The sequence below is a fragment of the Nonomuraea jabiensis genome, assembly GCF_014204795.1.
In the GTDB taxonomy this organism is placed as follows: domain Bacteria; phylum Actinomycetota; class Actinomycetes; order Streptosporangiales; family Streptosporangiaceae; genus Nonomuraea; species Nonomuraea jabiensis.
In genome coordinates this window covers 3,050,690-3,066,497 of sequence record NZ_JACHMB010000001.1, presented here as the reverse complement: position 1 = coordinate 3,066,497, position 15,808 = coordinate 3,050,690, and the positions used below count along the sequence as shown (strand labels likewise).

15 protein-coding genes and 1 tRNA gene are annotated in these 15,808 nt (G+C 67.9%); 6 read left to right on the top strand and 10 right to left on the bottom strand.

The genetic code is table 11. The annotated features are described in order from the left end of the window. Positions 1-3 precede the first annotated feature (3 nt). Together HD596_RS13490 and HD596_RS13485 are read left to right on the top strand one after the other, a co-directional pair. Positions 4-339 (top strand): hypothetical protein, encoded by a 336-nt coding sequence (locus tag HD596_RS13490; RefSeq protein ID WP_185069580.1) that lies wholly within the window; start codon positions 4-6, stop codon positions 337-339. A gap of 44 nt (positions 340-383) precedes the next feature. Next, positions 384-764, top strand: a complete 381-nt coding sequence (locus HD596_RS13485; protein ID WP_185069579.1) for a hypothetical protein — start codon at positions 384-386, stop codon at positions 762-764. A 514-nt stretch (positions 765-1,278) separates the two neighbouring features. On the opposite strand, the gene HD596_RS13480 is transcribed toward HD596_RS13485, so the two are convergent. Together HD596_RS13480 and HD596_RS13475 are read right to left on the bottom strand one after the other, a co-directional pair. Beyond that, positions 1,279-1,800: a cytidylate kinase family protein gene (locus tag HD596_RS13480; RefSeq protein WP_185069578.1), complete on the bottom strand. Its 522-nt coding sequence runs from the start codon at positions 1,798-1,800 to the stop codon at positions 1,279-1,281. 90 nt (positions 1,801-1,890) lie between these two features. Then, positions 1,891-2,766 carry a GntR family transcriptional regulator gene (locus HD596_RS13475; protein WP_185069577.1) on the bottom strand — a complete coding sequence of 292 codons (876 nt, stop codon included), beginning with the start codon at positions 2,764-2,766 and terminating at the stop codon, positions 1,891-1,893. Between the two features lie 112 nt (positions 2,767-2,878). Between HD596_RS13475 and HD596_RS13470 the strand changes: the two genes are divergently transcribed. The 4 genes from HD596_RS13470 to HD596_RS64750 all read left to right on the top strand — a co-directional run bounded on the left by HD596_RS13470 (position 2,879) and on the right by HD596_RS64750 (position 5,709). Continuing rightward, a complete protein-coding gene (locus HD596_RS13470; protein WP_246554429.1) occupies positions 2,879-3,925 on the top strand; it encodes a replication initiator in 1,047 nt (348 codons plus the stop codon). A gap of 92 nt (positions 3,926-4,017) precedes the next feature. Then, on the top strand, positions 4,018-4,359 hold the full coding sequence (locus HD596_RS61670) for a replication initiator (RefSeq protein WP_246554428.1): 342 nt from the start codon (positions 4,018-4,020) through the stop codon (positions 4,357-4,359). Beyond that, on the top strand, positions 4,356-4,562 hold the full coding sequence (locus HD596_RS13465) for a helix-turn-helix domain-containing protein (RefSeq protein ID WP_185069576.1): 207 nt from the start codon (positions 4,356-4,358) through the stop codon (positions 4,560-4,562). The genes HD596_RS61670 and HD596_RS13465 overlap by 4 nt, the downstream gene beginning before the upstream one ends. Before the next feature lie 361 nt (positions 4,563-4,923). Next, the gene (locus tag HD596_RS64750) at positions 4,924-5,709 is read left to right on the top strand and encodes a site-specific integrase (RefSeq protein ID WP_313043875.1); all 786 of its coding nucleotides are present in this window, start codon (positions 4,924-4,926) and stop codon (positions 5,707-5,709) included. A gap of 78 nt (positions 5,710-5,787) precedes the next feature. Here HD596_RS64750 and HD596_RS13455 read toward each other — a convergent pair. The 8 genes from HD596_RS13455 to dnaN form a co-directional block, all read right to left on the bottom strand. Next, a tRNA-Ile gene (locus HD596_RS13455) sits at positions 5,788-5,861 on the bottom strand. A gap of 127 nt (positions 5,862-5,988) precedes the next feature. Then, positions 5,989-6,744: a DUF3566 domain-containing protein gene (locus HD596_RS61665; RefSeq protein WP_246554418.1), complete on the bottom strand. Its 756-nt coding sequence runs from the start codon at positions 6,742-6,744 to the stop codon at positions 5,989-5,991. A 3-nt stretch (positions 6,745-6,747) separates the two neighbouring features. Further along, positions 6,748-9,246 (bottom strand): DNA gyrase subunit A, encoded by a 2,499-nt coding sequence (gyrA, locus tag HD596_RS13445; protein WP_185069575.1) that lies wholly within the window; start codon positions 9,244-9,246, stop codon positions 6,748-6,750. Between the two features lie 21 nt (positions 9,247-9,267). Continuing rightward, on the bottom strand, positions 9,268-11,211 hold the full coding sequence (gene gyrB, locus HD596_RS13440; protein WP_185069574.1) for a DNA topoisomerase (ATP-hydrolyzing) subunit B: 1,944 nt from the start codon (positions 11,209-11,211) through the stop codon (positions 9,268-9,270). A 352-nt stretch (positions 11,212-11,563) separates the two neighbouring features. Beyond that, complete coding sequence (locus HD596_RS13435; RefSeq protein WP_313043869.1) at positions 11,564-12,064, bottom strand: DciA family protein; 501 nt, start codon at positions 12,062-12,064, stop codon at positions 11,564-11,566. Continuing rightward, entirely contained in the window at positions 12,054-13,298 is a 1,245-nt protein-coding gene (gene recF, locus HD596_RS13430; RefSeq protein ID WP_185069573.1) for a DNA replication/repair protein RecF, read from the bottom strand. Before recF ends, HD596_RS13435 begins: the two co-directional genes overlap by 11 nt. A gap of 35 nt (positions 13,299-13,333) precedes the next feature. Next, positions 13,334-14,281: a phosphogluconate dehydrogenase (NAD(+)-dependent, decarboxylating) gene (gnd, locus tag HD596_RS13425; protein WP_185069572.1), complete on the bottom strand. Its 948-nt coding sequence runs from the start codon at positions 14,279-14,281 to the stop codon at positions 13,334-13,336. Between the two features lie 46 nt (positions 14,282-14,327). Then, positions 14,328-15,467, bottom strand: a complete 1,140-nt coding sequence (dnaN, locus tag HD596_RS13420) for a DNA polymerase III subunit beta (RefSeq protein ID WP_185069571.1) — start codon at positions 15,465-15,467, stop codon at positions 14,328-14,330. Between the last annotated feature and the right edge of the window lie 341 nt (positions 15,468-15,808).

The window sequence follows — 15,808 nt, the reverse complement described above, 5'->3', positions numbered from 1 at the left end:
GCGATGACCTCGCAGCTCACGGCGCCACGCCTTGCGCCGTTGAACCCGCTGCTCGCTGCAGAGCAGCTACAGCAGGAGCTGTCTCAGCAGGGCATCGCAAGCGATGTGCACGACGGCTACCGGCTCGCTCTCGTGTCGGTCAGCGTCGGCCTGGTCGTATGGTGTGACGGCGCCTGGTTCTGGTGGCGCGTCGGATGGAACGGGGATCACAGGCGAGTCCTGTATGCGCGTCATCCAGCGGCTGAACCGGCGCGTGCGGCTCGTCGGGTCGCCTTCCGGTATGCCGATCTTCAGGAGCAGCACGCGCCGTCCGTTGTGATCGCCGAGGCCGGATCGTGAGAGATCTACATCACGCCATCGGTTCGCTTGCCACGATCGTGGACATGCTGCACAGTCCCGCATGCACTCGGGACTTCGCCACGTCGCTGGTCGGGCGGAGCGGGCGCGTGACGGGCCTGCTGCGCAACGGCACCTATGCCATGGTCGAACTCGACGGCGAACCCGGCGAACTTCCGGGCGGCATACGGCGCTGGCCCGTCCACTGGGACGACCTGGAGCTGAGCCAACCAGCACCTCGCCCCGAGTCGGCCGACGCCTACCGCCTCGGGCTGTCCGGCTCCGGCCGCGATGCGGTGCACCATGCGGTGCCTCAAGGTCGAGAGACGGGCCTCTGCGGACAGCGGGCCTACCCTCTGCCGGTCATGGGGTGGTCCCTGTCGTTCAGCGCGACGGCCACAAGGGCATGTCCGGCCTGCATCCACTGATCGCGACCCATAGACGGGCCAGGGCGGGATCAACGCCCGGCGCTACTGCGTGTGCCGAAAGCTTCCCGACCTCGCGTCGTCGCCCTCAGCGGCCGGTGCATCCCACGGCCACTCTTCCCCCGCCCCCGATAGCTGCCCGATTGTGTGTCCCGACCGAGGGGTCAACTCCGTCTTCCGATGCCGTCACCCGTCGGCGTTCCACGCGGCCCACAACCCATGCCGCACAGATGGAGTTGACGCCGACCGAGGGACACGAACAATGCGGTATCGGGGGCGGGGGTACGGACCCCAGCCCGCAAAGCCATGTGTGATCGGAGTGGAGCGGCCGGCGGCGGAATGGCCATCGTTCTGAGGTCATCACCTGCGTTTGTGGTAGCGCCGCCTCGGAGCGGAGGCGGCGCGCGCCGGGACCGGCCCCCAGGCCGCAGCCCGGCGCGCTGGCCGCCCGGAGCGGGCGGCGGCGCGGCGAGCGAAGCGAGCCCTTGAACCAGTAAAGAAACTCTGAGCCAGTTTGCTAGTCGCTCTCAATCCAGTGCGCCGTGCGGAGGACTTCCAGGGCGATATCGGTCAGCTCTCGGTCGGCGGTGCTGACGACGATATCGGCGACATCGCTCTTTGCCAGGCTGTCGGCGAGTTCCACCGCACGGCGTGCAAGCGCCTCCTGTGAGGAGCCTGCTTCCCTGCGGGCGACCCTCCCGAGCAATGTCTGTTTGTCGGCCATGAGTTGGCAGACGACGACGTCGGCCCCCGGTACTGCGGCGCGATAGGCCGCCAACTCGTCCCGCGTCTCGACCACCCGTGCGATGACCAACCGCTCTACACCGGCTGCGGCATAGTTACGCCAGACGTCGGCGAGGTTACGCATGGCCATCCGATCGTTGTACGGGTCCTCCTCCCCGAAGGGCCAGCACAAGCCGAGGTTGTCCAGGTCGATCACGGCGTGCGAGATGTCTCGCGCGATCAACTGATCGAAGATCTCTCCCGCCACGGAGGTCTTGCCGACACCGACAGGTCCACTGATGATCAGCACAGGCACGTGCTGATGAGTGCTGTGGCCTGGGGACGAGGGGTTCACGCTTCTCCTTCTGTGGTGGAACCGCGCTTTCCCGGGAACCCTACGTGCTCTCTAGATCACCAGGTCTATGCCGTTGTCTCTGAGTTCCTGCGCGGTGAAGACGGCTTCGGGATCTTCGGCGATCTCGCGGTGGTATCCGACCTCGTAGCGGTTGGCGGGGGCCTTGACCTCGGTTACCTCGATGGGGTGGCCATTGGCGTGGGCCATGGTGCGCCGGATGATGAGGACGGCTTCGGCGTAGTCCATGCCGAGCATGGTCCGTTCGTCCTCGTAGGCGATGCGGGCGGTGGTCAGCGTCATCCATCGGACGGGGCCGTGCTCGCGGATGAGTGACTGGTAGAAGAAGCCGGGACGCTTGCGGTACTGATGGAAGCGCTTGGGGTCGTCCCAGTCGGGGAGCATGTCGGCGTTGGCGTAGGAGTTGATCTCCAGGCGGGCCGATGCGCCGTGGATGACGGCGGCGTGGCCCCGGTGCCACATGCTGCGTCGGTGGATGATCGGATGGCCGGGCCGGACGCCCAGCATCATCGCGATGTCTCGGTCGGCGGTGGTCTTCTCGCCGGTGAAGAGCGGGCTTTCGGGTTCGCGGTCGCGTAGGGCGAGGTCCCAGCCGAAGGCTTGGATGTCGGGGTGGTTGCCGGGGGCGGCGAGGTCGGGCCGGTCGTGGTCGGTGATGATGATGGTCCGGCGCTCGGGCATGGGGCGGACGAACGAGCCGCGTCCGCGCATGACGTACGCCAGTCCCTCGGAGACGAGAGTGTCGATGGCCTTGCGGACTGTGGGACGGGAGACGTCGTACTTCCTGACGAGTTCGGGTTCGCTGGGCAGTGCGCCGCCGGGGGGATAGCGGCCGTCCAGGATGGCGGCCCGTAGGTCGGTGGCGATGACGCGCCAGCGGGCGTCCTTGTCGTCAGTGCTGGTCTCCATGGTGCGCCTTCCTCGGTAAAGCCTTCAGGACTACTTGTACTACAGGTTGACGACCAAGTGCCATGTCTGTCAACCTGTACTACAAGTGGTCTCGTGAAGGAGGTGGTGTCCTATGAGCAAGGAGGAACAGCACGACGGTCAGCCATCTAGCGACGAGTGGATGGCCGATCTAGCCCGCCTGGTCAACGCGCCGGGCTACAAGCGGTGGCAGTCCATGGTGGCGGCGACCGGGGGATGCGGCCACCCGGTCCACCTTGCCGGCCAATCGATGATCGTGGACGCAGGCACAGGCGAGATCCTGCACGCCTACACCACCGACGCCGAACCCTCGGGACACCTGCTGGTGGCCTGCGGCAACCGGCGCGCCTCGGTGTGCCCGGCCTGCTCGCAGACCTACCAGGCAGACACCTTTCATCTCATCCGGGCGGGCCTGTCGAGCGGCAAAGGCGTGCCTGAGACGGTCAGCGCGCACCCTCGGACGTTCGTCACCCTGACCGCCCCTTCATTCGGCCCCGTCCACGCCCACCGTGACTGTCGCGCCTGCCGTCCCCGCAAGCGAGACCGGCTGTGCGAGCACGGGCGGCTGGTCGGCTGCCACCTGCGGCACGCGCCCCAGGACGAACTGCTCGGCCAGCCGATCTGCCCCGACTGCTACGACTACACCGGCGCGGTCCTGTGGCAGGCACACGCGGGCGGACTGTGGCATCGCTTCACGCTGGCCCTACGCCAGGAACTCGCCGGCCAGGCCGGGATGACCCGCCGCGCCTTCGCCCAGCACGCGAAAGTGTCCTTCGCCAAGGTCGCCGAGTACCAGCGACGCGGCCTGATCCACTTCCACGCCATCATCCGCCTCGACGGTCCCAACGGGCCGACCGAGCCGCCACCCGACTGGGCAGGCCACCACCTGCTCACTCAAGCCATCCCACCCGCCGTCCACCAGGCCGCCGTCACCACACCGCCGAGCAGCCTCGGCCGGTGGACCCTCACCTGGGGCGACCAGCTCGACATCCGCCCCATCCTGCTCGACCCCAGCGCCGACGGACTTAGCGAACGCGCCGTCGCCTCCTACATCGCCAAGTACGCCACCAAGGGCGCCGAAGCCTCCGGCACCATCGACCACCGCCTGTCCTGCCGAGCCTTGCCGGACGCGGACGGCTGAGCCTGACGGTCTCCTGCGGCCACTGCCATGGCACCGGCCTGAAACCCGGCCTGAACCTCGACGCCCTCCCCGTCACCGACCATGGCCGTCGCATGATCCGTACCTGCTGGGACCTCGGCGCGCGCCCCGAGTTCAGGGCGCTACGGCTCCGCCCGTGGGCGCACATGCTCGGCTTCCGCGGCCACTTCGCCAGCAAGAGCCGTGCCTACTCGCTCAACCTCACCGACCTGCGCAACGCCCGCGCCACCCACCGAGCAGCCGAAGCCCGCGAACGCCACGGCCTGCCCGCCCTGGGCGACGCCACCACCCTCGTCCTGGGCCACTGGCGCTTCGCCGGAATCGGCTACACACCAGGCGAAGCCATCATGGCCGAGCAAATCCGGCAGCGCGTCCAGACCGCCCGAAAGATCGCGGCAGAGCGGGAGGACGGATGACCCCACCCACACCGCTCGACGAACGGCGGCTCTACCGCGTCTGCGATGCCATGCGCTTGCTCAGCCTGAGCCGCAGCGTGATCTACGAACTCCTCCGCTCCGGACGGGACCGCTCCGTCACCCAAGGCCGGACCAGGCTCATCCCGGCCTCGGCCATAGACGACTACATCGCCCTACTCGAACAGGAGGCACAAGCATCATGACCGCACGTCGCAGCAAGGGAGACGGCGGCCTGCACTGGGACGAGAATCGCCAACGCTGGATCGCCTCGGTGACGGTCGGCTACTCCCCAGCGGGCAAGCGCATCGTCAGGAAGGCCAGCGGCAAGACCAAGACCGAAGCCAAGGCCAAGCTCCGAGAGATCATCCGCGACTACGAGGACGGCCTGAGCGCGAAGAACGACAACTACACCGTGGCCGACGCCGTACGCGACTGGCTGGAGTTCGGCCTGAGCGGGCGGGAGGCCTCCACGATCAACAACCGGCGCATCCTCGCCGAACAGCACGTCATCCCGGCACTCGGGGCTCGTAAGCTCCGAGAGCTGTCCGCGGATGATGTGGACCGGTGGCTGGCGGCCAAGGCGCGGACGCTGAGCACCGAGACGCTGCGAAAGATCCACTCCGTCCTCAAGCGGTCGATCGCCCGCGCTCAGGCCCGAGACAAGGTCAAGCGCAACGTGGTCATGCTGTGCGAGATCCCCAAGGGCACGACAGGCCGGCCTTCCAAGTCCTTGACCCTCGCCCAGGCCGAGGCGGTACTCAAGGCCGCCGAGTCCGCGAACCTGTATGCCTATGTTCGCTCCTGCTCGGTGCGCGTACGGAGGAACTACGGGCGCTCACCTGGTCACACGTGGACTTGGAAGGCCAGCCCGACGCCGACCCTCCGGTTCCTCCCTCGATCATGGTGTGGCGCTCGGTTCGTGCCGGGGGAGACACCAAGACCCAGAAGTCCCGTCGCACTCTGGCCCTGCCTCGGCGGTGCGTGGAGGCGTTAACGCGTCACCGCGACCGACAGGCGATCGCGAAAGAGCAAGCGGGGGACTTGTGGCAGGAGAACGGCCTCGTCTTCGCGAGCAAGCACGGGACCGAGCTCGACGCCGCCAATGTCCGTCGGGCGCTACGCGTGATCCTCAAGCGGACGGACCTCAACCCGGATGAGTGGACACCGCGAGAACTGCGCCACAGCTTCGTCTCGCTCATGTCGGACGCCGGGGTGGCCGTGGAGGACATCGCCCGGCTGGTAGGCCACAAGGGCACCGTCGTCACGGAGAAGGTCTACCGCAAGCAGCTCCGCCCGGTCCTCCTGGAGGGTGCCGAGACCATGGACCTGATCTTTCCCGGCGAGGACTGAGAGGCATAGTCACTCACTTCGTCACCCAGAAGATCAAAAAGGCCACTTCCCTCGATGGGAAATGGCCTCTGAGCTGGGTGGGGCTACCAGGACTTGAACCTGGGACCTCTTCCTTATCAGGGAAGCGCTCTAACCGACTGAGCTATAGCCCCGCGCACACCGAACGTTATCGCATCCGCAGGATGGAGGCGAACCGGTTGTTCGGACGAGGAAAAGCTTACCGCCTCCAGCGTGCTGCTCGCGCCGTCCCCGCCCACGGGGCCGGCGCGAGCGCCACGTCTACTCGGCCTCGCTGAAGGTCACCTCGACGCCTCCGACCAGGTCAGAGGCGATGTTGTAGATGACCGCCCCCAACGTGGAGAGCGCTGTGATCAGTACGACGTTCACGGCGCCGATCAGTGCCGTGTAGCCGAGAATGCGGACCGGCTCGAACCAGGAGGCGATGTTGATGGGGATGGAGCTCTGCCCCTGCTCCCCCTGGCCGAGCTGGTTGACCAGGTCGACCAGCGAGTCGAACACGCCCAGGGCCGACAGCACGCCGTACAGGACGGCCACTGCCACGAACAGCACCACGAAGCAGACCAGGGACACCACGAAGCTGAACTTCATGGCAGACCACGGCTCGACACGGCGCAGGACCAGGTGGGCCTTGCGGGGGAGCCGGGATCCCGAGGAGTTCGACGACTTCTTCTTGGGCAGCTCGAGGGCGGGCGGGGCCTCGGTGGCGAGCGACGGACGGACGCGTACCGTGTCGTTGCCCTCCGGAGCCTGCGGGCCCGAACCAGGACCAGGACCGGAACCGCGACCGGGGCCGGGGCCAGGGCCGGGGGCGGACGGCGTGGGCGTGGGCGTGGGTGACGGCGCGGGCGCCGTCGACCGTGACTCCTCCTTGGGCGGGCCTGGCTTGCCCTGCGCGGGCGACGTGTCCTTGCCGTCGTCGACCGCGCCGAAGATCTCGGTTTCGTTGGGCTTCTTCGGCTGTTGTCCGTTACCCGAAGCCGCCTTTGTCCTGGCGGTGCCACCCTGGGCGCTCATGAACTACTCTCCTCCCCCGTCTTCCTCAGTTTCCACCGAAGTCTCCATCGACTCCGCGTTCCGGGCGAGGGCCACCACGCTGTCGCCTTCAGCGAGATTCATCAATCGCACTCCCATGGTCTGGCGGCCGGACTGCTTGATCTCACCGGCACTCGTCCGGATCACCCCGCCGGCGAACGTGATCGCGAAGACCTCGTCCTCTGGGTTGACCATGACGGCACCGACCAGCTTGCCACGGGAAGATACGATTTTCGCAGTAAGCACGCCCCTACCGCCACGTCCTTGAACTGGATACTGCTCCACTGGCGTCCGTTTTGCGTACCCACCCTCCGTGGCGATAAGCACATCTTGACCATCGGCGAGCCGATTCATGGCGAGAAGTTCGTCACCTTCGAGGAACCTCATGCCGATCACACCGCTGGTCGCGCGGCCCATGGGCCGCAGCGCCTCGTCGGAGGCGGTGAACCTGATCGACTGGGCCCCCTTGGAGACCAGCAGCAGGTCGTCTTGCTCGGAGACCAGCCGGGCTCCGATGACCTCGTCGTCGTCCCGCAGGTTGATCGCGATCAGGCCGCCGGACCTGGGGGAGTCGTACTCGGCCAGGCGGGTCTTCTTGACCAGCCCGCTGCGGGTGGCGAGCACGAGGTAGGGCGCGACGTCGTAGTCGCGTAGGTCGAGAACCTCCATGACTGTTTCGTCGGGCTGCATCGCCAAAAGGTTCGCGAGATGCATGCCACGCGCGTCACGACCGGCGTCAGGCAGCTCGTACGCCTTGACCCGGTACACCCGGCCCTTGTTCGTGAAGAACAGCAGCCAGTGATGCGTCGTGGTGACGAAGAAGTGGTCGACGATGTCGTCCTGGCGCAGCTGGGCGCCGCGCACACCCTTGCCGCCGCGCTTCTGCGCCCGGTAGAGGTCGGTACGGGTGCGCTTGGCGTAGCCGCCCCGGGTGATCGTGACGACGATCTCGTCCTCGGCGATGAGGTCCTCGATCGACATGTCGCCGTCGTAGGCGATGATCTCGGTCTGCCGCTCGTCGCCGTAGCGGCCGACGATCTCGGCGAGCTCCTCGTTGATGATCTCCCGCTGGCGGGCCTCGCTGGCCAGGATCGCGTTGTACTCGGCGATCTGCGTCATCAGGGAGTCGTACTCGTCCTGGATGGCCTGCCGCTCCAGGGCGGCCAGCTTGCGCAGCTGCATGTCGAGGATGGCCTGAGCCTGCACCTCGTCGATCTCCAGCAGCGTCATGAGGCCCTGCTGGGCATGCGAGGCGGACTCCGAGGCCCGGATGAGGGCGATGACCTCGTCGAGCCGCTCAAGGGCCTTCAGCAGGCCGCGCAGGATGTGGGCGCGCTCCTCGGCCTTGCGCAGGAGGTAGCGCGTCCGGCGGACGATGACCTCGATCTGGTGCGCGACGTAGTGCCGGATGAACTGGTCGAGCCGCAGCGTGCGCGGCACGCCGTCGACCAGCGCCAGCATGTTGGCGCCGAAGGTGTCCTGGAGCTGGGTGTGCTTGTACAGGTTGTTGAGCACGACCTTGGCGACCGCGTCGCGCTTGAGCACGATCACCAGGCGCTGCCCGACCCGGGAGGAGCTCTCGTCGCGTACGTCGGCGATGCCGGTCAGCTTGCCCTCGCGCACCAGCTCGGCGATCTTGAGGGCAAGGTTGTCGGGGTTGACCTGGTACGGCAGCTCCGTGACGACGAGCGCCTGCCGCCCCTTGTCCTCCTCGACCTCGACCACGGCCCGCATGGTGATCGAGCCGCGCCCGGTGCGGTAGGCGTCCTCGATGCCCCGCCGCCCGACGATCAGCGCCTTGGTGGGGAAGTCGGGCCCCTTGACCAACCTGATCGAGGCTTCGAGCAGCTCCTCGTCACTGGCCTCGGGGTTCTCCAGGGCCCACTTGACCGCCGAGGCGACCTCGCGCAGGTTGTGCGGCGGGATGTTGGTGGCCATGCCGACGGCGATGCCGCCCGAGCCGTTGACCAGCAGCTGCGGGAAGCGCGCCGGCAGGACGTCGGGCTCCTGCGACTTGCCGTCGTAGTTGGGGCGGAAGTCGACGGTGTCCTTGTCGATGTCGCGCAGCATCTCCATGGCGATGGGCGCGAGCTTGCACTCGGTGTAGCGCATCGCCGCCGCCGGGTCGTTGCCCGGCGAGCCGAAGTTGCCCTGCCCGTCGACCAGTGGGTAGCGCAGCGACCACGGCTGCGCCAGTCGTACCAGCGCGTCGTAGATCGAGGTGTCGCCGTGGGGGTGGTAGGTGCCCATCACGTCACCGACGACGCGCGCGCACTTGAAGTAGCCGCGGTCGGGACGGTAGCCACCGTCGTACATCGCGTAAAGCACTCGCCGGTGCACCGGCTTGAGACCGTCGCGGACGTCCGGCAGCGCCCTGGACACGATGACCGACATCGCGTAGTCCATGTAGCTGCGCTGCATCTCGGACTGGATGTCCACAGGCTCGATGCGATCAGCCGGGGGAGTGGTGTTCACGTCCGTCACAGGTGATGATCCTTTTTCTGGCTAAACGTCGAGGAAACGGACGTCGCGCGCGTTGCGGATGATGAAGTCGCGCCGGGCTTCCACGTCCTCGCCCATGAGCACGCTGAACAGGTCGTCGGCCTGCGCCGCGTCGTCGAGCGTGACCAGGCGCAGCAGCCGGGTCTCCGGGTTCATCGTGGTCTCCCAGAGCTGTCCCGCGTTCATCTCGCCGAGACCCTTGAAGCGCTGTACGTTGTCCCGCGGCCGCGGGTCGGCCTTGCCGTTGGCGATCCCTTCGGCGATGACCGCGTCGCGCTCGGCGTCGGAGTACGCGTAGGAGGCGTCCTCTCCCTTGCGGTCCCACTTGATCTTGTAGAGCGGCGGGCACGACAGGTAGACGTGGCCGGCCTCGATCAGCGGCCTCATGAACCGGAACAGCAGCGTCAGCAGCAGCGTGTTGATGTGCTGGCCGTCGACGTCGGCGTCGGCCATGAGGATGACCTTGTGGTACCGCAGCTTGGCGATGTCGAACTCGTCGTGCACACCGGTGCCCAGGGCGGTGATCAGCGCCTGAACCTCGTTGTTCTTCAGGACCTTGTCGATCCGCGCCTTCTCGACGTTGAGGATCTTGCCGCGGATGGGCAGGATCGCCTGGAAGCGCGAGTCGCGGCCGCCCTTGGCCGAGCCGCCGGCCGAGTCACCCTCGACGATGAACAGCTCACACTTCTCCGGGTCGTTCCACTGGCAGTCGGCCAGCTTGCCCGGCAGGCCGCTGCCCGACTCGAGCAGCGACTTGCGCCTGGTCAGGTCGCGGGCCTGGCGGGCGGCGAGGCGGGCGCGCGAGGCCTGCAGCGACTTGTTGATGATGTCCTTGGCCTCGCCGGGGTTGCGCTCGAACCAGTCGCGCAGGTGGTCGTTGCAGGCCTTCTGCACGAACGACTTGGCCTCGGTGTTGCCCAGCTTGGCCTTGGTCTGGCCCTCGAACTGCGGGTCGGCCAGCTTGACCGAGATGATCGCGGTCAGGCCCTCGCGGACGTCCTCACCGGAGAGGTTGTCGTCCTTGCCCTCCTTGAGGAACTTCTGCTCGCGGGCGTAACGGTTGACGATCGTCGTCAGCGCCGCGCGGAAGCCCTCCTCGTGGGTGCCGCCCTCCGCGGTATTGATCATGTTGGCGAAGGTGTAGACCGACTCGGAGTAGGAGTTGTTCCACTGCATGGCGATCTCGACCGCGATGCCGTCGCCCTCCTCCTCGAAGGAGATGATCGACGCGTGCGCCGCCTCCTTCTTGGTGTTGAGGTGCTGGACGAAGTCGGTCAGACCGCCCTCGTAGCAGTAGGTGACGGTGTGGACCTCGCCGTTGACGTGGTCGGGGCGCTCGTCGGTGAGCGTGATCGTCAGGCCCTTGTTGAGGAAGGCCGTCTCCTGGAAGCGGCGCGAGAGCGTCTCGTAGTTCCAGGCGGTGGTCTCGAAGATGTCGGGGTCGGGCCAGAACGTGATCGTGGTGCCGGTCTCGTCGGTGCCCTCGCCCTTGGCCAGCGGCGCCAGGGGCTTGGACATCTCGTAGCGCTGGCGCCAGAAGTGGCCGTTCTGCTTGATCTCGACGTCCATGGCGGTGGACAGCGCGTTGACGACGGCCGAGCCGACGCCGTGCAGGCCGCCGGAGACCGCGTAGGACTGGCTGTCGAACTTGCCGCCCGCGTGGAGCGTGGTCAGCACGACCTCGACCGCCGAGCGGTTTTCCTTCGGCATGATGCCGGTGGGAATGCCACGGCCGTTGTCGACCACGCGTACGCCGTTGTCGGCCAAGAGCGTGATGTCGATCTTGGTGGCGTAGCCGGCGAGGGCCTCGTCCACCGCGTTGTCCACAATCTCGTAGACGAGGTGGTGCAGGCCGCGCTCACCGGTGGAGCCGATATACATACCCGGGCGCTTGCGAACCGCCTCAAGCCCCTCGAGTACGGTGATAGAGCTAGCGTCGTAGGACAACTGCGAAATCCTCCTGCCGCGGACACGCGGCGGGGGAGGCCATCGACCTGCGAAAGCTGCCCCTACCGTGCCCGTCACCGTCGTGAGTGCCCCGATGCGCGGTCACCCAAGGGAGTCGGCTTACCGCCGGGGTGACACGCAAGCGGACGTGTCCGGAATCCGTCTTCATTCTACCGGGTCCGGAGGCCGAAGGTGGCAAGGAACGCGCCTGTGATGGCTCCTAGCTCGTTTTGCCCCCTGGTAAGCATCCCCCCTTCGGAAAGGGGGCTTATCGCGTCTGTGGCTTTCTGATCGCCCCTGGGGCCCAACCGAAGCGGCAAGAACGTCCGCTGCGGAAAACCGCTGTTCGAGGCTATCCGTAGGTGTCGCCGGGGCCCCGGCTTCCGGTCACGCGCAACCCTCCGGACGGCCGCGGCCCGTTCTGCGGGCCTCTGACCTTGACCTTTGTGACGGTCCCGTCGCCGAGCTCCTCGTTCAGCCTGCGTACGAGGGTGCGCGCGAGCAGCCGTACCTGCGTCGCCCAGGCCGTCGAGTCGGCCACGATCAGCACCTCGCCGTCCTCGAACGACTCGGGTTTGGTGTGGGCGGCCAGGTCAGGACCCACGATGTCGATCCAGCGCCCGAACACCCCGCCGACCGCCGCCGAACGCTCCCAGCCGCGGTCGGCCAGGAGGTCGGCGATGGCACGTCCGAAAAGCTGTGGATCGCCGCTCTCCCTGCGCGGCCCCGCCGCCTTGCGCCGGGGCTCGCGCCGGGGGAGCTGGCCGCGCTTGGCCGCGTCGGCCTTGGCCTGGGCGAGCTTCTCCCTGGCCATCGCGGCCCCTCGGGCCGCGGGGTTGTCGTCAGCGGACACGGGTCACGCTCCCTTCTGCGACGTCGAACCGGCCTCCCACCAGCTCCGCGGGCACGTCGTCCGGCACGGCGGCGGTGATGAGCACCTGCTCGGCGGGCGCGACGATCTCGGCCAGCCGCCGCCTGCGCTGGCTGTCGAGCTCGGCGAACACGTCGTCGAGGATCAGCACGGGATCGCCGCCGTCGGCCCGCAGCAGGTCGTACGCCGCCAGCCGCAGCGCCAGCGCGAACGACCAGGACTCGCCATGGCTGGCGTAGCCCCGGGCGGGCAGGTCGCCCAGGCCGAGGATCAGGTCGTCGCGGTGGGGGCCGACGAGCGTGACGCCGCGCTCGAGCTCCGCCGGGCGGACCTCCAATAGCCGCTCCCGCAGCCGTTCTTCAAGGGTTTTCCCCAAGTCTGTGGATAACGTCTGTGTATCGAAAGATCCCCGCTCACCGGCGGCTTCGTCTTCCTGGACACCCTCATCCGTATCCCCACCTGTGGACAACGTGCTGCGGTAGGCCAGCGTCGCGGGGTCGCTCCCGGGAGCGAGCGCGGAGTAGGCGCCGGCCACCAGCGGGCGTAGCGCCTCGACGAGCTCCAGCCGTGCCCGCAGCAGCTCCGCGCCGTGCCTGGCGAGGTGGGCGTCCCACACCTCCAGCGTGCTCAGCACGTCGCCCGCGCCGGCCGCCGCGAACGCGTTGTCGCTCTCGGCCCGTCGGGCGCTCCTGCTGCCTCTGCGGGCCTGCGCGGCCGTACGCAGGAGCGCGCCGCGCTGCTTGAGCACCCGGTCGTAGTCGGCCCGGACGCCGGCGAACCTGGGCGTCCTGGCCACCAGCAGGTCGTCGAGGAATCGGCGCCGCTCGGCCGGGTCGCCCTTGGACAGCGACAGGTCCTCGGGGGCGAACAGCACCGTACGCAGCAGGCCGACGACGTCGCGGGCCCTGGACACGGGGGAGCGGTTGAGCCTGGCGCGGTTGGCCCGCCCCGGGTTGATCTCCAGCTCGACCAGCGCCCGGCGGTCCTCCCTGTGGACGGCGCAGCGCACGATCGCCCGCGTGGCGCCCCTGCGCACCAGCGGCGCGTCGCTCGACACCCGGTGGCTGGAGTGCGTCGCGACGTAGCCGAGGGCCTCGACCAGGTTGGTCTTGCCCTGGCCGTTGGGCCCCACGAACGCCGTGACGCCCGGCTCCAGGCCGAGCTCCACGGACGCGTACGACCTGAAGTCGGTCAGCGAGAGGTGGGCGACATGCACCCCACGAGGTTAGTGCGCCTCGGGGATGCCTGTGGTCACCGACGCTCGGTCTCGCGCGGCGGGACCACGTCGGCGCCCGGGGAGTCGGCCCCCTTTTCGGTGGCGCCCTCCGCGGAGGTGGTCGCGTGGCCGCCGAACTGGTTGCGCAGCGCCGCCACCACCTTCATCGCGGGCGAGTCGTCCTGCCGCGAGGCGAACCTGGCGTACAGCGAGGCGGTGATGACCGGCAGCGGCACCGCGTGGTCCACAGCCGCCTGCACCGTCCACCGGCCCTCCCCGGAGTCCTGTGCATAACCTCGGAGCTGCTCGAGGTGCTCGTCGTCGTCCAGCGCCCGGACCATCAGGTCGAGCAGCCAGGAGCGGATCACGGTGCCGGTGCGCCAGCTCTTGAACGAGCCCTTGACGTCCTTGACGACGTCGGAGGCCTCGAGCAGCTCCCAGCCCTCCGCGAACGCCTGCATCATGCCGTACTCGATGCCGTTGTGGACCATCTTCGCGAAGTGCCCGGCGCCGACCTCGCCCGCGTGCACGAAGCCGTCCTCGCCCTCGGGCTTGAGCGTCTCGAAGATCGGCATGAGCCGGTCGACGTGGGCCTGGTCGCCGCCGCACATGAGCGCGTAGCCGTTCTTGAGGCCCCAGACGCCGCCGCTCACGCCGCAGTCGACGAACCCGATGCTCTTCTCGGCCAGCTCGGCGGCGTGCTTCTGGTCGTCCACATAGTGGGAGTTTCCGCCGTCGACGACGATGTCGCCGGGGTCGAGCAGCTCGCCGAGATCGTCGATCGTGGACTGGGTGGGCTTGCCCGCGGGGACCATGACCCAGACCGCCCGCGGCTTCTGCAGGCGTTCGACCAGCTCCTTGAGGCTGCCCACGTCGCTGATCGCGGGATCGCGGTCGTAGCCGACGACGTCGTGGCCGCCGCGCCGCAGGCGCTCGGCCATGTTGCCGCCCATTTTGCCCAGTCCGACCATGCCGATCTGCATGTTGTCCTACCCCCTTGTCAGACTTCCATCATCCCCGATGACAGGATCAGCCTGACAGGCGGATGGGCATGATCAGATAACGGTAGTCCGTAGCGGCTCCGTCATCCACAGGCTTGCCACCCGTGAGGATAGCGGGCTTCGTCGACGTGGTCATCTGAAGTCGCGCGACATCGGAGTCGATGGCCCCCAGTCCTTCCAGCAGGAACTGGTGGTTGAAGGCGATGTTCATGTCCTCGCCCTCGTAGTCCACAGGCAGGGCCTCGACGGCCTGCGCCTCGTCGCCGCTGCCCGCCTCCAGCACGACCTCGCCGCTCTTGAACGCCAGCCGCACCGGGGTGTTGCGCTCGGCGACCAGGGCGACGCGCTTGACCGCCTCCACGAACGGCCCTGTGGACAGGTCCGCGCGGGCGGAGAACTCCGTGGGCAGCAGCGACCGGTACTTGGGGAACTCGGGGTCGAGCAGCCGCGTGGTGGTCCGCCGGCCGGCGCTGGAGAAGCCGATCATGCCTTCGCCGGTGCCGCCGGCGGAGCTGAGCGCGATCTCCACCTCCGCGCCGGTCGTGCCGAGCGCCTTGGCCGTGTCGGCGAGGGTCTTACCGGGGATCATGGCGATGGCGGCGAAGTCGGGCTGGCCCGGCTGCCACTTCAGCTCGCGTACGGCGAGCCGGTAGCGGTCGGTCGCGGCGAGGGTCACGGTGTCGCCCTCGATCTCCATCCGCACGCCGGTGAGCATCGGCAGGGTGTCGTCCCGGCCGGCGGCGACGGCGACCTGGCCGACGGCGGAGGCGAACACGTCGCTGCCCACCCGGCCGGCGGCCGGCGGCATGGCCGGGAGGGACGGGTAGTCCTCCACAGGCATGGTGAGCAGTGTGAATCGAGCGCTGCCGCAGGTGACGACCGCCTTGGCGCCGTCCACCACGAAGTCCACAGGCTGTGCGGGAAGCGCGCGGGTGATCTCGGCGAGCAGCTTGCCCGAGACCAGCACGACGCCGGCCTCACCGGTCTGGAGCTCGAGCGTCACCTCGGCGGAGACCTCGTAGTCGAATCCGGACAGCTTCAGCTGCTGCTGCTCGGTGACCTCCAGGCGCATGCCGGCGAGCACGGGCACCGACGGGCGCGCCGGGAGGCTGCGTGCCGTCCATGCCACCGCCTCAGCGAGAACGTCTCGCTCGATTCGGAACATCACGGTGATCGGCCTCCTGGGTTCGTCGTTGATTCAAGTGTTCACTCTCCCGCACCTGAGCTCCGGGAGAACCCCTCTATGGGTCTTGAGTTTCTTTGTTAGAGAGATAAGAGGTCATCACACTAGGGGCTGTGGAAACTGTGGACAACCGGCGTTCTGGCTGGTCAGCAGTCCTGTTTTCATCCACTGGGGATGTGGGTGACGCCTGGGGAGAACTCGCGCGCCTGGGGATGAAGGTTCTGTGCACACAGGCCGTCCCCAGATCTTGGTGCCTTCATCCACTGGTTATCCACGAGGTTTCCACAAGTTGTCCACGGGGTAAAAGGGACACGGCTGGAGTCCCA